Origin of the sequence: Vibrio clamense, assembly GCF_050337905.1 — a bacterium.
Classification (GTDB): domain Bacteria; phylum Pseudomonadota; class Gammaproteobacteria; order Enterobacterales; family Vibrionaceae; genus Vibrio; species Vibrio cortegadensis.
Genome location: NZ_JAKJTJ010000023.1, coordinates 24,363 through 42,292 on the forward strand (window position 1 = coordinate 24,363; position 17,930 = coordinate 42,292).

The 17,930-nt window shown below is 43.1% G+C and carries 15 protein-coding genes; 8 read left to right on the top strand and 7 right to left on the bottom strand.

Annotation, left to right across the window (positions count from 1 at the left end; genetic code table 11):
* Nucleotides 1-43: 43 nt before the first annotated feature.
* Entirely contained in the window at nucleotides 44-1,180 is a 1,137-nt protein-coding gene (gene norW / locus L4C39_RS11100; RefSeq protein ID WP_429745913.1) for an NADH:flavorubredoxin reductase NorW, read from the bottom strand.
* Entirely contained in the window at nucleotides 1,180-2,706 is a 1,527-nt protein-coding gene (norV, locus tag L4C39_RS11105; RefSeq protein WP_429745915.1) for an anaerobic nitric oxide reductase flavorubredoxin, read from the bottom strand. The genes norW and norV overlap by 1 nt, the downstream gene beginning before the upstream one ends.
* Nucleotides 2,707-2,949: 243 nt before the next feature.
* Between norV and norR the strand changes: the two genes are divergently transcribed.
* On the top strand, nucleotides 2,950-4,542 hold the full coding sequence (gene norR / locus L4C39_RS11110; protein WP_261889840.1) for a nitric oxide reductase transcriptional regulator NorR: 1,593 nt from the start codon (nucleotides 2,950-2,952) through the stop codon (nucleotides 4,540-4,542).
* Nucleotides 4,543-4,685: 143 nt separating this feature from the next.
* Here norR and gcvT read toward each other — a convergent pair whose 3' ends face one another.
* Together gcvT and L4C39_RS11120 are read right to left on the bottom strand one after the other, a co-directional pair.
* Nucleotides 4,686-5,819 (bottom strand): glycine cleavage system aminomethyltransferase GcvT, encoded by a 1,134-nt coding sequence (gcvT, locus tag L4C39_RS11115; RefSeq protein WP_017053427.1) that lies wholly within the window; start codon nucleotides 5,817-5,819, stop codon nucleotides 4,686-4,688.
* A gap of 380 nt (nucleotides 5,820-6,199) precedes the next feature.
* The gene (locus tag L4C39_RS11120; protein WP_113797785.1) at nucleotides 6,200-6,823 is read right to left on the bottom strand and encodes a helix-turn-helix domain-containing protein; all 624 of its coding nucleotides are present in this window, start codon (nucleotides 6,821-6,823) and stop codon (nucleotides 6,200-6,202) included.
* A gap of 382 nt (nucleotides 6,824-7,205) precedes the next feature.
* Between L4C39_RS11120 and L4C39_RS11125 the strand changes: the two genes are divergently transcribed.
* The 4 genes from L4C39_RS11125 (at nucleotide 7,206) to L4C39_RS11140 (ending at nucleotide 13,047) form a co-directional block, all read left to right on the top strand.
* Entirely contained in the window at nucleotides 7,206-8,501 is a 1,296-nt protein-coding gene (locus L4C39_RS11125) for a serine hydroxymethyltransferase (RefSeq protein WP_017053429.1), read from the top strand.
* 62 nt (nucleotides 8,502-8,563) lie between these two features.
* A complete protein-coding gene (gene gcvH / locus L4C39_RS11130) occupies nucleotides 8,564-8,944 on the top strand; it encodes a glycine cleavage system protein GcvH (protein WP_113797783.1) in 381 nt (126 codons plus the stop codon).
* A 175-nt stretch (nucleotides 8,945-9,119) separates the two neighbouring features.
* On the top strand, nucleotides 9,120-12,011 hold the full coding sequence (gcvP, locus tag L4C39_RS11135) for an aminomethyl-transferring glycine dehydrogenase (RefSeq protein ID WP_429745919.1): 2,892 nt from the start codon (nucleotides 9,120-9,122) through the stop codon (nucleotides 12,009-12,011).
* A 388-nt stretch (nucleotides 12,012-12,399) separates the two neighbouring features.
* Nucleotides 12,400-13,047, top strand: coding sequence for a hypothetical protein (locus tag L4C39_RS11140; protein WP_429745921.1), 648 nt, complete (start codon nucleotides 12,400-12,402; stop codon nucleotides 13,045-13,047).
* A gap of 298 nt (nucleotides 13,048-13,345) precedes the next feature.
* Here L4C39_RS11140 and L4C39_RS11145 read toward each other — a convergent pair whose 3' ends face one another.
* Nucleotides 13,346-13,645 (bottom strand): Bor family protein, encoded by a 300-nt coding sequence (locus L4C39_RS11145; protein WP_429745923.1) that lies wholly within the window; start codon nucleotides 13,643-13,645, stop codon nucleotides 13,346-13,348.
* A 174-nt stretch (nucleotides 13,646-13,819) separates the two neighbouring features.
* Here L4C39_RS11145 and L4C39_RS11150 point away from each other — a divergent pair, with 174 nt between their 5' ends.
* Nucleotides 13,820-14,152 carry a LysR substrate-binding domain-containing protein gene (locus tag L4C39_RS11150; protein ID WP_429745925.1) on the top strand — a complete coding sequence of 111 codons (333 nt, stop codon included), beginning with the start codon at nucleotides 13,820-13,822 and terminating at the stop codon, nucleotides 14,150-14,152.
* A gap of 203 nt (nucleotides 14,153-14,355) precedes the next feature.
* Here L4C39_RS11150 and L4C39_RS11155 read toward each other — a convergent pair whose 3' ends face one another.
* The gene (locus tag L4C39_RS11155; RefSeq protein ID WP_017053437.1) at nucleotides 14,356-14,667 is read right to left on the bottom strand and encodes a SemiSWEET transporter; all 312 of its coding nucleotides are present in this window, start codon (nucleotides 14,665-14,667) and stop codon (nucleotides 14,356-14,358) included.
* A 145-nt stretch (nucleotides 14,668-14,812) separates the two neighbouring features.
* Between L4C39_RS11155 and L4C39_RS11160 the strand changes: the two genes are divergently transcribed.
* Nucleotides 14,813-15,664 (top strand): helix-turn-helix transcriptional regulator, encoded by an 852-nt coding sequence (locus tag L4C39_RS11160; protein ID WP_017053438.1) that lies wholly within the window; start codon nucleotides 14,813-14,815, stop codon nucleotides 15,662-15,664.
* On the opposite strand, the gene L4C39_RS11165 is transcribed toward L4C39_RS11160, so the two are convergent.
* Nucleotides 15,654-16,910, bottom strand: coding sequence for an adenylosuccinate synthase (locus L4C39_RS11165; RefSeq protein WP_429745927.1), 1,257 nt, complete (start codon nucleotides 16,908-16,910; stop codon nucleotides 15,654-15,656). The genes L4C39_RS11160 and L4C39_RS11165 overlap by 11 nt on opposite strands.
* Nucleotides 16,911-17,040: 130 nt before the next feature.
* On the opposite strand from L4C39_RS11165, the gene L4C39_RS11170 reads away from it, so the two are divergent.
* Nucleotides 17,041-17,919, top strand: coding sequence for a LysR family transcriptional regulator (locus L4C39_RS11170; RefSeq protein ID WP_017053440.1), 879 nt, complete (start codon nucleotides 17,041-17,043; stop codon nucleotides 17,917-17,919).
* Nucleotides 17,920-17,930 lie beyond the last annotated feature (11 nt).

The window sequence follows — 17,930 nt, forward strand, 5'->3', positions numbered from 1 at the left end:
AAAGTGGCACCATAACTCATTCGTTATGATGCCGTCTTTTATCTTATAAAGCTCTTAATAGGGTAAAGGCTTGTGTTACCTTCTGTTCAGTCACAACAAAACCTATTAGCGTTTCCTTTTCATCAAAGGCTTTTGCGATGATCCCCGTAGCATCAATGTCCATATTCCAGCGGGTGACTTGTTTACTATCGGTAATACCTGCAACTTGAATGGGATAACTCGGCGTTTTCACTTTAATCATCATCGACGGTAAATTCACAGCACTAGGACTACCAAGCAATGTTTTCGCTAGCGCCGTTGCACTCATCAATGTCGGCTGTAAATACGCCCTAACCTGACCATCAAGCTCAGCACAATCACCTAATGCATAAATGTTCGGCTGAGAGGTTTGTAACTGCGTATTGACACAGATCCCGCGATTTACAGCTAATCCACTCTTTTCAGCCAAGGCAACGTTGGGTGTTAAGCCAGCACAAACCATCACACTGTCAGCTTCAACCTTACTGCCATCATTAAGTTGCGCTGTGATTATTTCCTCACGCTCATTAAGTTCAGTAACCGTGACTTCTGTATGAACAACAATTTGATTGCGCTTTAATGCTTGAGTCAATTTGTCCGCAACATACTCAGGTAACAGGTTTTGCATTAAGGTCGTATTAGGTTCGACCAAAGTCACTTTTTTACCTGAATTCGCCAAATCTAGCGCTAATTCAACTCCAATCAAGCCGCCACCAATTAGCAGCATATGCTTAGATGTTGAGATGCCTGTTTGGTAGCGTTCAAATTCCTTCAAACTATTCAACGTCATGATCCGGTTATCGGCGCTTCCTGCAAAAGGAGGGACAAATGGTGTTGCTCCTGTCGCGAAAACCAGCGACGAATAACTGTATGTTTTCTCATTGGAAGTCACTGTTTGCGCTTCAGCATCAACAGATGTCACCTGATGATTGGTTAGAAGCTCAACATGATACTGCTGTGCGAACGCTTCCGATTTCAATGTGATGACATCACTAACTTGCTGCTGTTTAGAAAATACATGGCTTAAATCCGGCTTATTATAATCATGTCCATCATCGGCAGTGATCACGCGAATTGAGGCACTATTATCTTGGCGACGGATCGATTTCACCAGTTGATAAGCAGCAAAACCACTGCCAATAATCGTTATCGGAGCTGTCATTACGCGACCTCGGAACGTTGATGAGGAACAAAGACATCTTTGCCTAAATTACACTCAGGGCAAAGGAAGTAATCTGGAACGGCATCCCACGCGGTTCCTGGCTCAACACCCTGATTCACTTCGCCAATGGCTGGGTCATATACCCAGTTACACACCGTACAAATCATGCATTGGCAATCATCACCGTGTGAATCGTTAGATTTCGGGTCAATATGCTCAACTGTGTTTTCAACGCTTGTATTGACGGTCTTATTAGATGCTGGCAGCTCTGCGGCAACTAAACTTGAATTGGCTTTGGTTTCAGCACTCAATGGAACGGCGGCTAAATCATGTAATGCCCACTGTTTGGCGATTTGTTGTCCATGTTCACGGCAAATTCGCATCGCTTTACCATCTGGTCGCCACTTCGTTTTTAAGCTAATCGCGGTTTCAAAACCAGCATCAGTTAAGCGAGCATGGATACGATCAACCGCTCCGCCATTCCAACCATAGCTACCAAATGCAGCGGCTTTCTTCTCTTTAAATCTCAGACCGGTGATTTCTTCTAGCATACCCGCCACTTTTGGCATCATGACGTTATTCATCGTAGAAGAGCCGACCAGCACACCTTTAGAACGGAAAACATTAGCAAGAATTTCATTCTTATCTTGGCGTGAAACATTAAATACTTTCACTGCAACACTTGGATCCACATCATGAATACCTTGTGCAATTGCATCAGCCATCATTCGAGTATTGTTCGACATTGAGTCATAAAAAATCGTGATTCGATCTTCTTGATAGTTGTCTGCCCACTCTAAATATTTCTCGATAATTTGAATCGGATTATCGCGCCAAACAATACCGTGAGACGTCGCAATCATGTCGACCGGTAAGTTAAAGCTCAGCACCTCTTTGATTTTTGCAATCACTAAACTGCTAAAAGGCGTAAGGATATTAGAGTAATAACGCAAGCATTGATCCATCAACTCATTTTGATCCACTTCATCATTGAACAAGTGCTCATCGCAGTAGTGCTGACCAAACGCATCGTTACTGAATAATACGGCGTCGCCAGTGATGTAAGTCATCATGCTATCTGGCCAATGCAGCATCGGCGCTTCAACAAACACCAGTTGCTTACCGTTACCAATATCCAAGCTATCACCGGTTTTGACGGTTTTAAAGTTCCATTCAGGATGATGATGGTGTCCAACAATCGAATCAATCGCCGCTTCTGTACAGTAGATAGGCGTGTTGGGGATTTTTTCCATCAGTGCCGATAACGCACCTGAGTGATCTTCTTCTGCATGATTCATGACTATGTAGTCGATGCTTTTAAGGTCGATTTCCATCTCTAAATTTTGAATAAACTGATGGCTGAATCGATGGTCAACCGTATCAATCAATACGGTTTTTTCTTCACGAATGAGATAACTGTTATAGCTGGTACCCTTGGTCATTTTATATTCTGTTCCGTGGAAATCTTGAACTTCCCAATCACGTTGACCGACCCAGTGAATATTGTTTTTTACATGAATTGTCATGGCTTTACCTATAAACAGTTTAATAATAAATGTTGAATCTGAACTCCTTATTGCACCTGCCGTGCCAAGTTTTTATCTTATTGATTTTAATCGAATTACCTTAAAATAATATTATAAATTGTCATTTTGATAAAAAGGTATAATTTGTATAAATGACAATTATTGTTATTTTGACAAAAAATTCACTCTCTCTTATTCCCCATGTTTGTTATAGTGAACGGTAAGCAAAACAAGGCGACTGAAATGGATAAATATAAGCAAGAGTGGATTCAGGTGGCGTTAGACATTACGTCTGGAATTTCGGAACAAGATCGTTTTGTTCGACTATTAGCAACGGTTCGAAATATGTTGAAGTGCGATGCGTCCGCACTATTGATCTATCAAGATCAGCACTTCACTCCACTCGCAACTAATGGCTTAAGTGATGATGTCATGGGGCGTCGATTCGATATTGAGCAGCATCCGCGTTTAGAAGCCATTGCAAGAGCGGGTGATGTTGTTCGATTTCCTTCTGACAGTGACCTCCCTGATCCTTACGACGGCCTAATTCCAAATCATGAGGACGAGTTAAAGGTACATGCATGTATCGGCTTACCTTTATTACAAGATGACCGACTTATTGGCGCGGTCACCATTGATGCTTTTGATCCTATGCAGTTCAGCCGTTTCTCTGATCATGAGCTACGTTTGATCAGTGCGCTTGCTGCAAGTAGCCTTCATACCGCTCTATTGATGGAAAGACTGGAACGCAACGCTGGCGTCAACCACAGTGACATGTCCCAAGCCCATACACGTGCAACGCAGCAAGAGATCATTGGTCAGTCAGAGGCTATGATTGAGCTTAAAAATCAAATCAGCGCTGTCGCGAATACTGACCTCTCCGTTCTTGTTATGGGTGAAACGGGCGTTGGTAAAGAACTGGTGGCTCAGGCCATTCATGCTCAATCACAACGAAACGAGGAAGCATTAGTTTATTTAAATTGCGCTGCGCTGCCTGAATCTGTTGCTGAAAGTGAGTTGTTTGGACACATAAAAGGGGCCTTTACTGGCGCGATCAGTAACCGAAAAGGTAAGTTCGAACTGGCAAATAAGGGAACGCTATTTCTCGACGAAATTGGTGAGTTATCGTTAGGCTTACAAGCGAAACTGCTTCGCGCTTTGCAATACGGGGATATACAGCGTGTCGGTGATGACAGCCACATCAAAGTTGATGTTCGCATTGTCGCGGCGACCAACCGGATCATGCATGAAGAGGTAAAAACAGGGCAGTTCAGAGCCGATTTATACCATCGCTTGAGCGTTTTTCCAATATTCGTTCCACCACTTCGTAAGCGCGATAAAGATGTCATCTTACTTGCTGGTTTTTTTGCAGAACGCTGCCAACATAAACTGAATATTGCCAGTATCAACCTTTCTGCTCCAGTACTTGCGCTTTTGCTGCAAAGCCGCTGGTTAGGTAATGTTCGTGAGCTAGAACATGCAATCAATCGCGCGGCGGTTTTAGCAAGAGCAGAATCAAATAGTGCTCACCTCACACTGCAACCCCATCACTTCCAAATGAGCAATGAACCAGACAGGTTATTGGATATTGAGACTCACCTAAATGCCAGTAGTGCCAATGGACAGCAATCTCACTCTGATAACGATCTTACTAACCTGCACAACTTTGAGCATTTACAAGATTTAGAGCTAAAACGCGCGACAGAGCAGTTTCAAACTCAGTTTATTCAGCACGCCTATTTAGAAAACGAACAAAACCTCAGTGCGACAGCCAAACAGCTTGGACTTAACCCCGGGAACCTGCATCGATTAATGAAGCGACTCGGATTGAAATAGCGTAGCGCCTAAACGTTTACCCTAAACCAAAAGAACCCAGCCATCGCTGAGTTCTTTTTTATTTGTTGCTTAGAGCATTTCGAATTCTAACAAGCGAATGCCCTGCTTTTAGCTTTTAGCTTTTAGCTTTTAGCTTTTAGCTTTTAGCCACGGTAGTAACGTTGTGGAACGAATGGCATTTTTTCTACTGTCATTGGGAGTTTTTTACCACGAACGTCAGCAAAAATTTCAGTCCCAATCACCGCTAAATCTGTGCGTACATAAGCCATTGATACAGGTTTACCCGCATTCGGCCCTGCCGTTCCGCTGGTTACGACACCCACTTGATTGCCTTCCGCATCAAATAGTTCAGCGCCTTCACGCACAGGCGCTTTCGTTTGACCAACCAGACCAACACGCTTACGCTTCACATCTTTCGTGATCAGCTGATCCAGAATAATATCGGCACCAGGGAAACCACCAGCACGTTCGCCATCAGTACGACGAACCTTTTGAATACCCCAAAGCAAGCTTGCTTCAACAGGTGTGGTAGTCGTATCTAAATCGTGACCGTATAGGCAAAGACCACACTCTAAACGTAGAGAATCACGCGCACCAAGACCAATCCATTCAACTTCAGTTTCCGCTGTTAATTTACGAGCGAGAGCATCTGCATGATCATTAGGAACCGAAATTTCGTAACCATCTTCACCCGTGTAACCACTGCGGCTCACGATGCATTCCACGCCATCAATGTCTAATTTTTGCACATCCATGAACAGCATGTCAGCGACAGCTGGTTGAAAACGAGCAAGCACTTCTGCGGCTTTTGGCCCTTGCAGCGCAAGTAGCGCACGATCGTCAATCACTTCAAGCTCAACATCCGTTGGAAGGTGAGCAATCAGGTGGTCGATATCTTGTGCTTTGCACGCGGCATTAACAACAACGAATAGGTGATCGCCAAGGTTAGCCACCATCAAGTCATCCATAATACCGCCTTGCTCATTAGTAAAGAACGCGTAACGCTGCTTACCTGATGGCAAATCAATAATGTCCACAGGAACCAAAGACTCAAGAACTTTTGCTGCGTTCGCACCATGGAGACGAAGTTGACCCATATGAGAAACATCAAACAGACCCGCAGCATCACGACAATGTAAATGCTCTTTCTTCACGCCAAGCGGGTATTGCACTGGCATATCATAGCCAGCAAACGGCACCATTTTCGCGCCAACTTCTACGTGCAAAGCGTGTAAAGGGGTTTTCAGCATTTCTTGATTAACGTTTTCTTGAGTCATTTTATTTCTCCATTAAGCCAGACCCAGCAAATTCGAGTATGTAGCTTGTGATCTTAACTAAGCCGAACTTCTCTTGAGCGCAGCCTAATCAGCAAGTGATGAAAAAATGAATAATGAGTTTGACGCTTGCCAGCCTCATCAATCAAAAGTTTCTCTTAAGTAAACTATGTTCACTATAGTAAACAAGCATGACTGTTTTTACACCTTTAACAAGATTAAAACAGCTAAAAATGTGACATTTAACAGTTTTATTACATTAAAAACTCACCCTGAAAGCGAGATAAAATCACTTCCAAGCATTAAAACAGTATCTATTTCAGCTAGATACAGACAAAGGCAAACGGTTGCATCCACTATAAGAAAATTCACCTTTTATCGAATTACTTTGCTGTTACCCACAAAATATGCGCATCTTCATCACTCGTAGAGATCAACATATGCCCCATATTTGCGTCGTAATAAACGCTGTCCCCTTCACTTAATTCGACAGGTTCATAAAACTCAGAATAAAACATCACATTGCCAGAAAGAATAAGCAGGAACTCTTCCCCATCGTGTCGAACCCAGTCCCCATATTCATCAAACGAACGGGCATGCACGCGACTCTTGAACGGCATCATTTTTTTATTAGAAAGTTGAGTCGCAAGCAGTTCATGTTCATATGTCGGCGTAGGGTGTGATTTACCTAAACCTGACTTGGTAATATCGCGACGCCCTGTTGCTACCTTTTTCCTTGGTGGTTCAAACAGTTGAGGCATATCTATTTGTAAACCAAGAGCCAATTTTTGCATCGCCTGAAACGTAGGCGAAATCTGTTCATTTTCAATTTTGCTCAAGGTTGAACGCGCTAAACCTGTACGCTGACTGGCCTCTTCTAATGTTATACCTAACTTGCTACGAACCTCTTTAATTCGTTGTCCCAATTTTAATGGTTCTATATTTTGATCTTGGGATTCCTTCGCCAAGGTCAGGGACGGGTATTCGTCATAGATATCTTCCGACATATTTCCCTCTATATTTTAGTGCTTCCTGTCTAATTATCATTGTTGCACGAAGCTCTTAATTGATTAAAGGGCATACAGGTAAATAAAGCGTGCTCCCTGTAGCAAAAACAGAAACTCTGTTTCCTATAGGAAATTTTTGATTGATTATTGGCGCAACGAAAGTTATGTTATCGACTTGTTAGATGAAGAGATGCTATTTCAAGCTTGGATAAATTGACTTATTAACATTTACACCAAGCTGATTTTTGCCCATTTGGGACACTATATTCGCACTGCAATGGCCCTACACTTTACGTTACAACCAATGCAGACACATACGAAAGACCAGATGAACGAACAACAATAATTCAAGTTCATCAGCTAATTTGGAAGGTCATCTACAATGAATAACACTTATCAGAATCACAGCTTAGAAAGTTTTTTCTCAACGAACCTTGCTGCTACAGACGACGCTGTTTTTGCGGGAATCCAAGCTGAAAATGCTCGCCAAAATGAACAGATCGAATTAATCGCTTCAGAAAACATTGTTTCTAAAGCCGTTATGCAAGCTCAAGGCACATGTTTAACCAACAAGTATGCTGAAGGTTATCCTGGTCGTCGTTATTACGGTGGTTGCGAACATGTAGATACTGTTGAAGCTATCGCTATCGAACGTGCGAAAAAACTTTTTAATTGTGAATACGCAAACGTTCAACCTCACTCTGGCGCACAAGCCAATGGTGCAGTAAAACTTGCGTTACTCACGCCTGGAGACACTATCTTAGGAATGTCTCTGGATGCTGGCGGCCACTTAACTCATGGTGCTCGCCCTGCTCTTTCTGGTAAGTGGTTCAACGCGGTTCAATACGGCGTAGATAAAGAGACATTAGAAATCGATTACGATGCCGTTCTTGAACTGGCTAAAGAGCATCAACCTAAGATGATCATTGCGGGTGGCTCTGCTATTCCACGCGTTATCGATTTTGCTAAATTCCGCGAAATTGCCGATGAAGTAGGCGCAATTTTGATGGTCGATATGGCACACATTGCTGGCCTTATCGCAACAGGCGCACACCCTAGCCCATTACCACACGCTCACGTTGTAACAACAACAACGCACAAAACACTACGTGGCCCTCGTGGCGGTATGATTCTGACTAACCACGAAGACATCAATAAAAAGATTAATTCTGCCGTATTCCCAGGCCTTCAAGGTGGCCCGCTGATGCACGTTATCGCATCGAAAGCCGTCGCATTTGGTGAAGCCCTTGGCCCTGAGTTCAGCACATATATCGATTCAGTGATCGAGAACGCAAAAGTTCTTGCTGAAGTATTGCAAACTCGCGGTTGTGACATCGTGACTGGCGGAACTGACACACACCTAATGCTGGTTGACCTTCGCCCTAAAGGCCTAAAAGGCAACAAGACAGAAGAAGCTTTAGAACGTGCAGGGATCACATGTAACAAAAATGGAATTCCATTCGATACAGAAAAACCTATGATTACATCTGGCATCCGATTGGGTACACCAGCTGGCACTAGCCGTGGTTTCGGCAGTGAAGAATTCAAACTCATCGGAGAGTGGATTGGTGACGTTCTGGATGGGCTTGTAGAACACCCTGAAGGTAACGCAGAAGTAGAACAGCGCGTTCGCAAACAAGTGAAAGAGCTCTGTAACCGATTCCCTCTATACCGTTAATACATTTAGATTTAAAGACTAACTGGATATAAATCCGAACATAACTTTTTTGGAGATTAGCAATGGACAACACACTGAAGTTTGCAGAAAGCCACGAATGGGTAAAAGACAACGGTGACGGTACTGTAACTATTGGTATTTCAGAGCACGCTCAAGAAATGCTAGGTGACGTAGTATTCGTAGACCTGCCAGAAGAAGGTGACGAAGTTGAAGCGGGTGAAAGCTTTTCACTTGTTGAATCTGTAAAAGCGGCATCGGACATCTACGCACCTGTTACTGGTGAAATTGTTGAAATCAACGAAGAACTTGAAGACAGCCCAGAGCTAATCAACGAAGAGTCTTATGAAGGCGGTTGGATTGTTAAAGTGAAGCTTGCTGATGCATCTGAACTAGACAACCTAAAAGGTGCAGAAGAGTACCTTGCTAGCATTGAAGAAGATTAATTAGCGCAACATATTAAAGAGTAACCGCTCTATCAAAGCTGCTCTTTCGAGGGCAGCTTAATTTTAGGAACGCATACTTTAGATACAAGGAACGTTTAAGAGTCGTTCTCTTAATCGCATTTCTAAAGATTGAGTGTGAAATATTTGTTTGACCAGCCAAGAGAAGATTATTGCCATGACTCAGCCACATAGCCAATTGCTTACCGACTTAGGTACTCAAAACGAATTTGTTGCCCGCCATAACGGCCCGAACAAATCAGATCAGCAAAAAATGTTAGATATGATCAACGCCACAAGCCTTGAATCACTTATCGATGAAACAGTTCCTGCTCAAATTCGTCTAGAAAAACCAATGTCCCTTGCCGCGCCTCAAAGCGAATATGACATGCTCGTCACATTGAAGCAGTTTGCCAATCAAAACCAAATCAAACGCACTTTCATTGGCCAAGGTTACTACAACACATTTACTCCTAACGTTATTCTGCGTAACGTTCTGGAAAATCCAGGCTGGTACACTGCGTACACACCTTACCAACCTGAAATATCTCAAGGTCGCCTAGAAGCGCTGCTTAATTACCAACAAATGGTAATGGATTTAACAGGCATGGACATCGCAAACGCCTCTCTGCTTGATGAAGCAACAGCCGCAGGCGAAGCGATGACGCTATGTAAACGTGCAGGCAAAAGTAAGAGCCAAGTCTTCTTCGTTGCAGACGATGTTCACCCACAAACACTAGAAGTTGTAAAAACTCGTGCTGAGTTCATCGGCTTTGAAGTGATGGTTGGCGCACTTGAAACACTCGTAGAGCAAGACGTATTTGGTGCCTTGGTTCAATACCCAGGTACAACAGGTGAAGTTCGCGATTTAACCGATATCATCTCTGCCGCTCAAGCAAACAAAATCGTCGTGACGGTTGCGACAGACCTTCTGGCTTCTGCTCTTCTAAAACCGGCGGGTGAAATGGGCGCGGATGTCGTTATCGGTTCTGCTCAACGCTTCGGTGTACCTATGGGTTACGGTGGCCCTCACGCGGCATTCATGGCTACTCGTGAAAAACACAAGCGTACTATGCCAGGTCGTGTTATCGGTGTTTCTATCGATACAAAAGGCAACCAAGCACTGCGTATGGCAATGCAAACTCGTGAGCAACATATCCGCCGCGAGAAAGCGACATCAAACATCTGTACCGCTCAAGCTCTGCTGGCAAACATGGCTTCATTCTATGCGGTTTATCATGGCGCAGAAGGCTTACGCACTATCGCTCGCCGCACTCATCACCTAACAGCAATTCTAGCGGCAGGTTTAACAAAATCTGGATACGAACTGGCTCACAACAGCTTCTTCGACACCATCACTATTAACACTAATACGCCAAACAGTGGCGACAACACGACTTCACTGTTTAATAAAGCACAACAAGCAGATATCAACCTACGCAAACTTGAGAATCAATTAGGCGTAAGTATCGATGAAACAACAACAACCGCTGATATCCAAGATTTGTTTGCCATTTTCGGTGTAGATGAAGACGTCAATGCGCTTTCAACTGAAATTTCAAACAATGAATTTGCAGCGATTCCACAAAGCTGTCGTCGTGAATCTAAGTACCTAACGCACCCAGTGTTTAACACTCACCATAGTGAAACACAGATGATGCGTTACCTGAAAAAGCTTGAGAACAAAGACTTCTCGCTGACTCACGGTATGATTCCACTAGGCAGCTGTACGATGAAGCTTAATGCCGCTGCGGAAATGATTCCGGTAACATGGCCTGAGTTCGGTTCAATCCACCCATTCGCTCCATTAGAGCAAGCAGCAGGTTACACGGCACTCGCAAAAGATCTTAAAGAGAAGCTATGTGAAATCACTGGCTATGATGATTTCTCACTGCAACCTAACTCAGGTGCTTCAGGTGAATACGCAGGTTTAATCGCGATTCAGCGCTACCACGCAAGCCGTGGCGAAGGTCATCGTAATGTATGTTTGATCCCAAGCTCTGCACACGGTACGAACCCTGCAACGGCCTCTATGGTTTCAATGAAAGTTGTTGTAACTAAGTGTGATGAAGATGGCAACATCGACATGGCTGATTTGGCTGCTAAAATCGAAAAGCACAGAGACAACCTAGCAAGCATCATGATCACCTACCCTTCTACACACGGTGTGTACGAAGAACAAGTGAAAGAAGTATGTGAAATGGTTCACGAAGCTGGCGGCCAAGTTTACCTTGATGGCGCAAACATGAACGCTCAAGTGGGTCTAACGAGCCCGGGCTTCATCGGCTCTGATGTTTCGCACCTTAACTTACACAAAACGTTCTGTATTCCACACGGTGGCGGCGGCCCAGGTATGGGGCCAATTGGTGTTAAATCTCACCTAGCACCTTTCCTTCCTGGTCATATCGAAAATGGCGTTGAAGGCAGTGACTATGCCGTATCTGCAGCCGATTTAGGCAGTGCTTCTATTCTTCCTATCTCTTGGGCATACATTGCAATGATGGGTGAACCGGGCCTAACAGACGCAACGAAAGTCGCGATTCTAAATGCTAACTACGTGATGGAACGTTTACGCCCTCACTACCCTGTTCTTTACCGCGGTACAAACGGCCGTGTTGCTCACGAATGTATTATCGATATTCGTCCACTTAAAGAAGAGACAGGCATTAGCGAAGAAGACATTGCAAAACGTCTAATGGATTACGGTTTCCACGCGCCAACTATGTCGTTCCCTGTTGCGGGTACTTTGATGGTTGAGCCAACTGAATCGGAAGATTTAGAAGAGCTAAACCGTTTCTGTGAAGCGATGATTGCGATTCGTGAAGAGATGGCAGCAGTGAAAAATGGCGAGTGGCCACTAGACAATAACCCACTAGTGAATGCTCCTCATACTCAAGCGGATCTAATGTCTGTAGAGTGGGATCACCCATACTCACGTGAACTGGCTTGCTTCCCGTCAAATGCAGCGAAAGATGCGAAATACTGGCCAACCGTGAATCGCGTCGATAACGTATATGGCGACCGTAACTTAATTTGTAGCTGCCCAAGTATCGACAACTACGAAGATTAAGAAACAAGTTGAGGATAACTAATTAAGTTAGTTAATTCTTAATAATTCAAAAGCGAACCTCTACAAGGTTCGCTTTTTCTTTTTGCTCAAATTGAAAATGAAAGACATCGGTGAAACAAAGCAAACTCTCATGCGTCGTAATTAAACCTCATCTTTGGACAAAACTGTGTTAACGGGTGTACCTACTTCTACTAAATTCGAATTAACACAAGTATCCTAATATTCTGACTAGAGTTTCGAGTGGCATCAAAATCACCTCAGAGACTATAGATTAAAATACATTCTGGATTTTTTTGTTAATGAGTAGAAAGACAGTTGGTGATTCGTCCAGTAGGGGAATCTCAAACTACGCAGGCAAAAATCAATTTCAACAAGTAGGCTATAAACGATGGATTTGCGCAAGAACCCTGTACTGGATTTAATTAAAACTAACTGGGGGATGCTAACCGCTATTGGGCTAGTGGCTTCTCAGATACTAGCGGTGTATATGGAAGTGAGAACACTGCAATATTTTGGCGTTGAGTATCTCACTATAGCTCAACCATCCGATCTCCCGATGATATTGTTTCGATACCCTGAAATGATAATGTTTGTTGTTTACGGAGGTATAACGCTTTATGCATTTAATGAGCTGTATGAAGTATGTCTTTCTAGAAACTTATCAAGGGCATACTTTGGTTCACGCAGATTCTTTAGCTCTGTTACATTACTTCTATGTGGAACGATAGTTATGTTCCTTTTTTGGGACATCTCTACACCAGCGAAGCGTTCAGAATGGATAAGCAATAAAGCTTTTCCAAATTTAGTTTTGATTAAAAGCTCTGAGTCAGGAAAAGGCAAATGCTATGGATTAATAACTGCTACCTCAACACACCTTGTGCTTTATGACATCACTTTAAAAGAAGCGCTCACAATTCAAAAATCGAACATAGACAAGGTTAGATGGCTTTACATGAAGCTAACAGCAGTCAGTAATGGAGAATGCTTGGTTTACGATAATTTAGAAGACTACAAAGCTTTTGCTCCTAAAGATTGATATTCCCCTCGATCTTATAGACACACTACATGCATTAGGAAAAAAAGATCAAATGATACGTTAGTAAAGTGATAATTGAGAGCAAGCAAACATGTTTCGAGACAGATCTGAGCTAACCAAGTCCACAATTGATTAGGTAAATCCATTTACGACAATTTATATTAATGCGCTAGAGTTTCCACCATAATTCTCTGTACTCATAAGCCAGCCTTAAACAAAAAACCGCGCAAAGCAATCAGCTCTGCGCGGTTCTGTTTTGTTACTTTTACAACGTCAGCATTAAGCTAACTAGGCTGATTTACGCCTTGCAATAAACACGGGCTTCGCGAGGTGTGTAAATACCAAATGTCACGGTCGCCAGTAGTCCATTAATAAAGGTTTCCTGAACCTCTACTTTTGCAATTTTATCTGCGCCGCCACATACGCCTGCTGCATCAATCTGCTTCTCTTGCGCTAAGCCACTAATGAAGAAATGATGAGCTTGCTCTGATGTCGCTTCTGTCTTTGTTGTACTTGCTTCAGGTGCCATTACAAAAGTTTGTTGAGCACAACCTGTCGCAAGGAATGATAGTGCAGCAGCAAGAATGATTTTTTTCATGTTTCTCTCCAGAATTGATATTTACATATGATCTGACTAGAAGGTTTAAAGAGTGCTTTCAAAGTGAACCTAGTCATTAATGCTGAAATTATTCCAGAGTTTTTGAACTATTACTGTATGGCTTTGTCAGGGATGGAATGACATAACGAAACATTAATCATAAATAGATGCCCATTGGTTCACCGATTTATTGCGATGAAAGGTAGACCGCCGCATCTATTGTGGAATGAGTGGATTCACAACAATGTGTCAGAACAGAACATTGTATTTCTATGTTCTAATTCACAAGTTGCGTTTAGGTCTTTGGAGAGTGGTTGCGGTATTAGTGCGGTGCCAAGAAGTGTGGTCAAAAATGATGCTGATCTAATTGAAATCGCACCACATTTACACTGGAATTTCCCTATCTGGGCCTTAGTGCATAGAGATATGTTTAACCTAGCAAAAATCAAAGCGTTCATTGAATTATTGCAGCAAGGCAAAGATAAAGCATTCATCTTAACGTTTTAGCCTTGAGGTCTATTTTGTCACTAAGCTGAGGGAATAAACATCACCCTTTTCTTTCCCCTACTTTCTGTCTTGCCATAATGGTCAAACTAAACCCAAGTTTGACACTAACTGCTGTTCAAATATTAAAAGAGTACAAGATAAGTCCCTGATCCACTCCAAACGCTAACAATGTAATACTTTTCAAACTGAATTCTGGATTGCGCTTAATTCTGCACGGAATGATTCAATCCACATGAGGTTTTTGATTGCACTCTGCTTTTCCACTCATTATATAGTTTTATAGCCAAAATAGTGGCAGACAAAAAGAAAGTAATCATGTTCGCAGCTATCATTGCACTATCTTGAATCACTAAGCCGTAGATTAACCATGATGCCACACCAAGGGTAAAAATACTGTACATAGCTAATGATAAAGAAGCCGTGTCTCTTGTCTTAATTACCTGAATAGCTTGTGGAAGAAAGGAAACTGTCGTTAAAAATGCTGATGTAAATCCCAAAACCTCGATGTTAGTCATAGTTTTTCTCTCTAAAATTAATGGATGAATATTTGAAGTCTCTCTAAATCTTGAGGCTATTATAAGGTTATATTTCCTATTTATTTATGGTTTAATCTATCCAGTTTTTATCCAAAACTATCATTTGGTAAAATAGGTGCAGTTTATGTTTGAATGGCAAGACGTATTGGAGATTGGTCCCGAATGCAACGAAAGGTTTGTTGAGAGCACAAAGACACCTGAAATGGATGCACTTGAAATCAGTTTATGTGGTGTATCAAATCTTGCAGGTAAGTACCGTGTGGGTCGGACTAATCCTGTTGATCATACCCTCTATTATGTCGTTGATGGCTCTTTTGAGCTTTACACTGAAGATGGTCACCAAACGGTGAGTAAATGCCATTTAGTCACGTTGCCTGCCAATAAACCCTTTATAATCGAGTTAACATCCACTTCTTTTTCCATGGTTTGGTTTCACCTTATGGATTGTGTTCGCTGGAGAAACATTTGTGCTGATCGCCCACTCGTTGTCAGGCTTGATAGCTGCCGAAAGATCTTCCACACGCTGAGTTTAATTTACTACGAGCGTTCACTGACACATCGACAACCCATCATGCAACAGTTGGAGCATTACCTCGAAGAGTCATTATGCGCACCCTTATCTGGCCCTTCTGAATTCCAACGTTTGGATCAATTAATCCGCGATATAGAGAAACGACTGCACTTTCCGTGGACCGTCACTGACATGGCAGAAATGCTCCAATATTCCTCTCCTCATTTGCACCGATTATTTCAAAAACGCTTCCAACGGAGTCCTATACAACACCTCATTTTTTTACGAATGGAGCGTGCAAAGTATTTGCTCCTTCACACCACATGGTCTATAGAGCAAATAGCTGAGCAATTGGGTTACAACGATGTGTTCAGTTTTTCAAAACGATTCAAGAAAACGATCGGTGTAGCCCCAGGCCAATATAGAAAACAGCCAACTGAAAGCGATATAGCGTCTAGCGAATGATCATTTGCTCACGCTCTGGTCCAACTGAAACCATAACAATCGGCACTCCCATTAACGCTTCAATCCGTGTGATGTAATCTTGCGCGCCTTGAGGAAGGCTCTCGAACGTACGGCAACCAGTGATGTCTTCATCCCAGCCCTGCATAGTTTCATATACAGGCTGAAGATTTGCAGTTTGAGGCCAGATTGGGTTTTCGCTGTGTTCACCCTCATAAGCGACACAGATTTTAAGATCTTTCATACCCGTCAGGCAGTCAATTTTGGTCAGTGCAATCTCGGTGGCCGCTTGCAGTTCAACCCCATTTCGAGTGGCTACCGCATCAAAGTAACCCATATCACGAGGGCGACCTGTAACTGCTCCATACTCATTCGAACTTTCGCGGAAATTGTCTTGCTCTTCCATCGCGGTCACTAAGGTTCCGGTTCCTACTGATGAGCTGAAAGACTTAGCAACGGCAATCACTCGCTCTGGTCTTAGCGCAGGCAAACCGCTACCAATACCTGCATACGCCGCCGTCACATTAGATGAAGTTGTCCACGGATACTCGCCATAAACAAGATCACGACCCGCCCCCAATTGCGCTTCAAATAATAGATTGGCTTGCTTGGCCTGTAATGCTTTTAGAGGCTCGGTGACATTGCAAATAAATGGTCTCCAAGCTTTTGTCTCTTCTAATAACCATGCAGTAAGTTCTGCCGCACTTTGGGGGTAATCGAAATCAGGATATAACGCTTTTAACTGAGGTAGTTTCCAATCCAGCATGAACTGAATGCGTTGTTCTAATACCTCTGGTTGATTCAACCAACCGACCAAGATGCCTTTTTTCATGACACGATCACCGTAGGCTGGTGCGATGCCCTGTCGAGTCGAACCGTACGCGGCATCACCCAGTCGTAGCTCTTCTAGCGTATCTTCCAAAGCATGAAGAGGAAGGCATAACGTTGCACGATCAGAGATACACAAATTGACATCGACACCTGCACTTTTTACTTCTTTAATTTCTTCTGTCAGCGCGGCAGGGCTGATCACCATTCCAGGGCCAAGAACAGCAATACAACTTGGATTGAAGATGCCGCTTGGAAGTTGATGCAATTTAAAGGTACCAAAGTCATTAACGACGGTATGGCCTGCATTATTACCACCTTGAAAACGAATGCTGGCAGAAGCATCTGATGCTAAAAAGTCAACGATACGGCCTTTGCCTTCATCACCCCAATTGGCACCCACAACAACAATAGACGACATAATAATTCTCCTCACTGATTAAGAAATGATCTTAGGCTCATTGATGAGATATGAGAAATTAATTATAATTATCAGCTTAATAAGAAACTCATATACCAACCTATTTTGTTCGCACACATAAAGGTAAACGATGCTCGATATCCATTGGCTTAAAACATTTGTTACGTTGGCGGAATATAAGCATTTTGGCAAAGCAGCCATCGCATTGCATATGACTCAGCCCAATGTGAGTTTGCACCTCAAACAGTTAGAGCAAGCCACCAACGTCAAACTCATTGAACGAAGCCCTTTTCATTTAACTCAAGCTGGCGAACGGTTACTTGAAAGTAGCCAAAGAACACTTCAAGAATTACAGGTTTGCCAAGCTGACCTTAATGCTCTCAATGATCTCGATAAAGGCGTGATTACCATTGCGGCCAGCGATATTATTTCTCGTGCGTTACTCATTGAGGCATTTAAGTTGTTTAAAGCCCAGTACCCGGGTATCGATATCGTGCTATTAAACACCACATCATCACAGGCTTCTAAACTGGTGAAAAATGCGGAGGCTGATCTGGGTTTTGTTATCTCCCAAAAACAGACACAACCTTTGCATTTTGTCGAATTACAGCAGGTAAACTGGGTCGCATTCGGCGATGGATTTGAACGAAATACCGAACAAGGCGAGGAGTTAACTTTAATCTTGCTCGGTCATGATACTCGTACAAGAGATCTCATTGATAACGCGTTACCGAAACTCAACCTTTCCAATTACAGAGTGATGGAAGTCGGCAGCGTGGATGCACAAATCGATTGGGCAGAAGCAGGATTTGGCGTCGCCATCGTTCCTGAATTCGCCCTATCCACTCAACGCCACCTGACCTCCTTGGTCACACCATTACCTGACTTTCCGACCACCGATCTGGGCTACATTGTTCGGCAAAATCAGATTCTATCTAAAGCCACCAAGCAGCTTCTTCATTGGGTCAACGATGGCATTTCTCTATTGCAAGAGAACGGAAACGAATAAAGTGACAGCCT

Bases quoted from the DNA above. Each gene is read 5' to 3' on its own strand.
- norW (WP_429745913.1), bottom strand. From the start codon at position 1,180: ATGACAGCTCCGATAACGATTATTGGCAGTGGTTTTGCTGCTTATCAA.
- norV (WP_429745915.1), bottom strand. From the start codon at position 2,706: ATGACAATTCATGTAAAAAACAATATTCACTGGGTCGGTCAACGTGAT.
- norR (WP_261889840.1), top strand. From the start codon at position 2,950: ATGGATAAATATAAGCAAGAGTGGATTCAGGTGGCGTTAGACATTACG.
- gcvT (WP_017053427.1), bottom strand. From the start codon at position 5,819: ATGACTCAAGAAAACGTTAATCAAGAAATGCTGAAAACCCCTTTACAC.
- L4C39_RS11120 (WP_113797785.1), bottom strand. From the start codon at position 6,823: ATGTCGGAAGATATCTATGACGAATACCCGTCCCTGACCTTGGCGAAG.
- L4C39_RS11125 (WP_017053429.1), top strand. From the start codon at position 7,206: ATGAATAACACTTATCAGAATCACAGCTTAGAAAGTTTTTTCTCAACG.
- gcvH (WP_113797783.1), top strand. From the start codon at position 8,564: ATGGACAACACACTGAAGTTTGCAGAAAGCCACGAATGGGTAAAAGAC.
- gcvP (WP_429745919.1), top strand. From the start codon at position 9,120: ATGACTCAGCCACATAGCCAATTGCTTACCGACTTAGGTACTCAAAAC.
- L4C39_RS11140 (WP_429745921.1), top strand. From the start codon at position 12,400: ATGGATTTGCGCAAGAACCCTGTACTGGATTTAATTAAAACTAACTGG.
- L4C39_RS11145 (WP_429745923.1), bottom strand. From the start codon at position 13,645: ATGAAAAAAATCATTCTTGCTGCTGCACTATCATTCCTTGCGACAGGT.
- L4C39_RS11155 (WP_017053437.1), bottom strand. From the start codon at position 14,667: ATGACTAACATCGAGGTTTTGGGATTTACATCAGCATTTTTAACGACA.
- L4C39_RS11160 (WP_017053438.1), top strand. From the start codon at position 14,813: ATGTTTGAATGGCAAGACGTATTGGAGATTGGTCCCGAATGCAACGAA.
- L4C39_RS11165 (WP_429745927.1), bottom strand. From the start codon at position 16,910: ATGTCGTCTATTGTTGTTGTGGGTGCCAATTGGGGTGATGAAGGCAAA.
- L4C39_RS11170 (WP_017053440.1), top strand. From the start codon at position 17,041: ATGCTCGATATCCATTGGCTTAAAACATTTGTTACGTTGGCGGAATAT.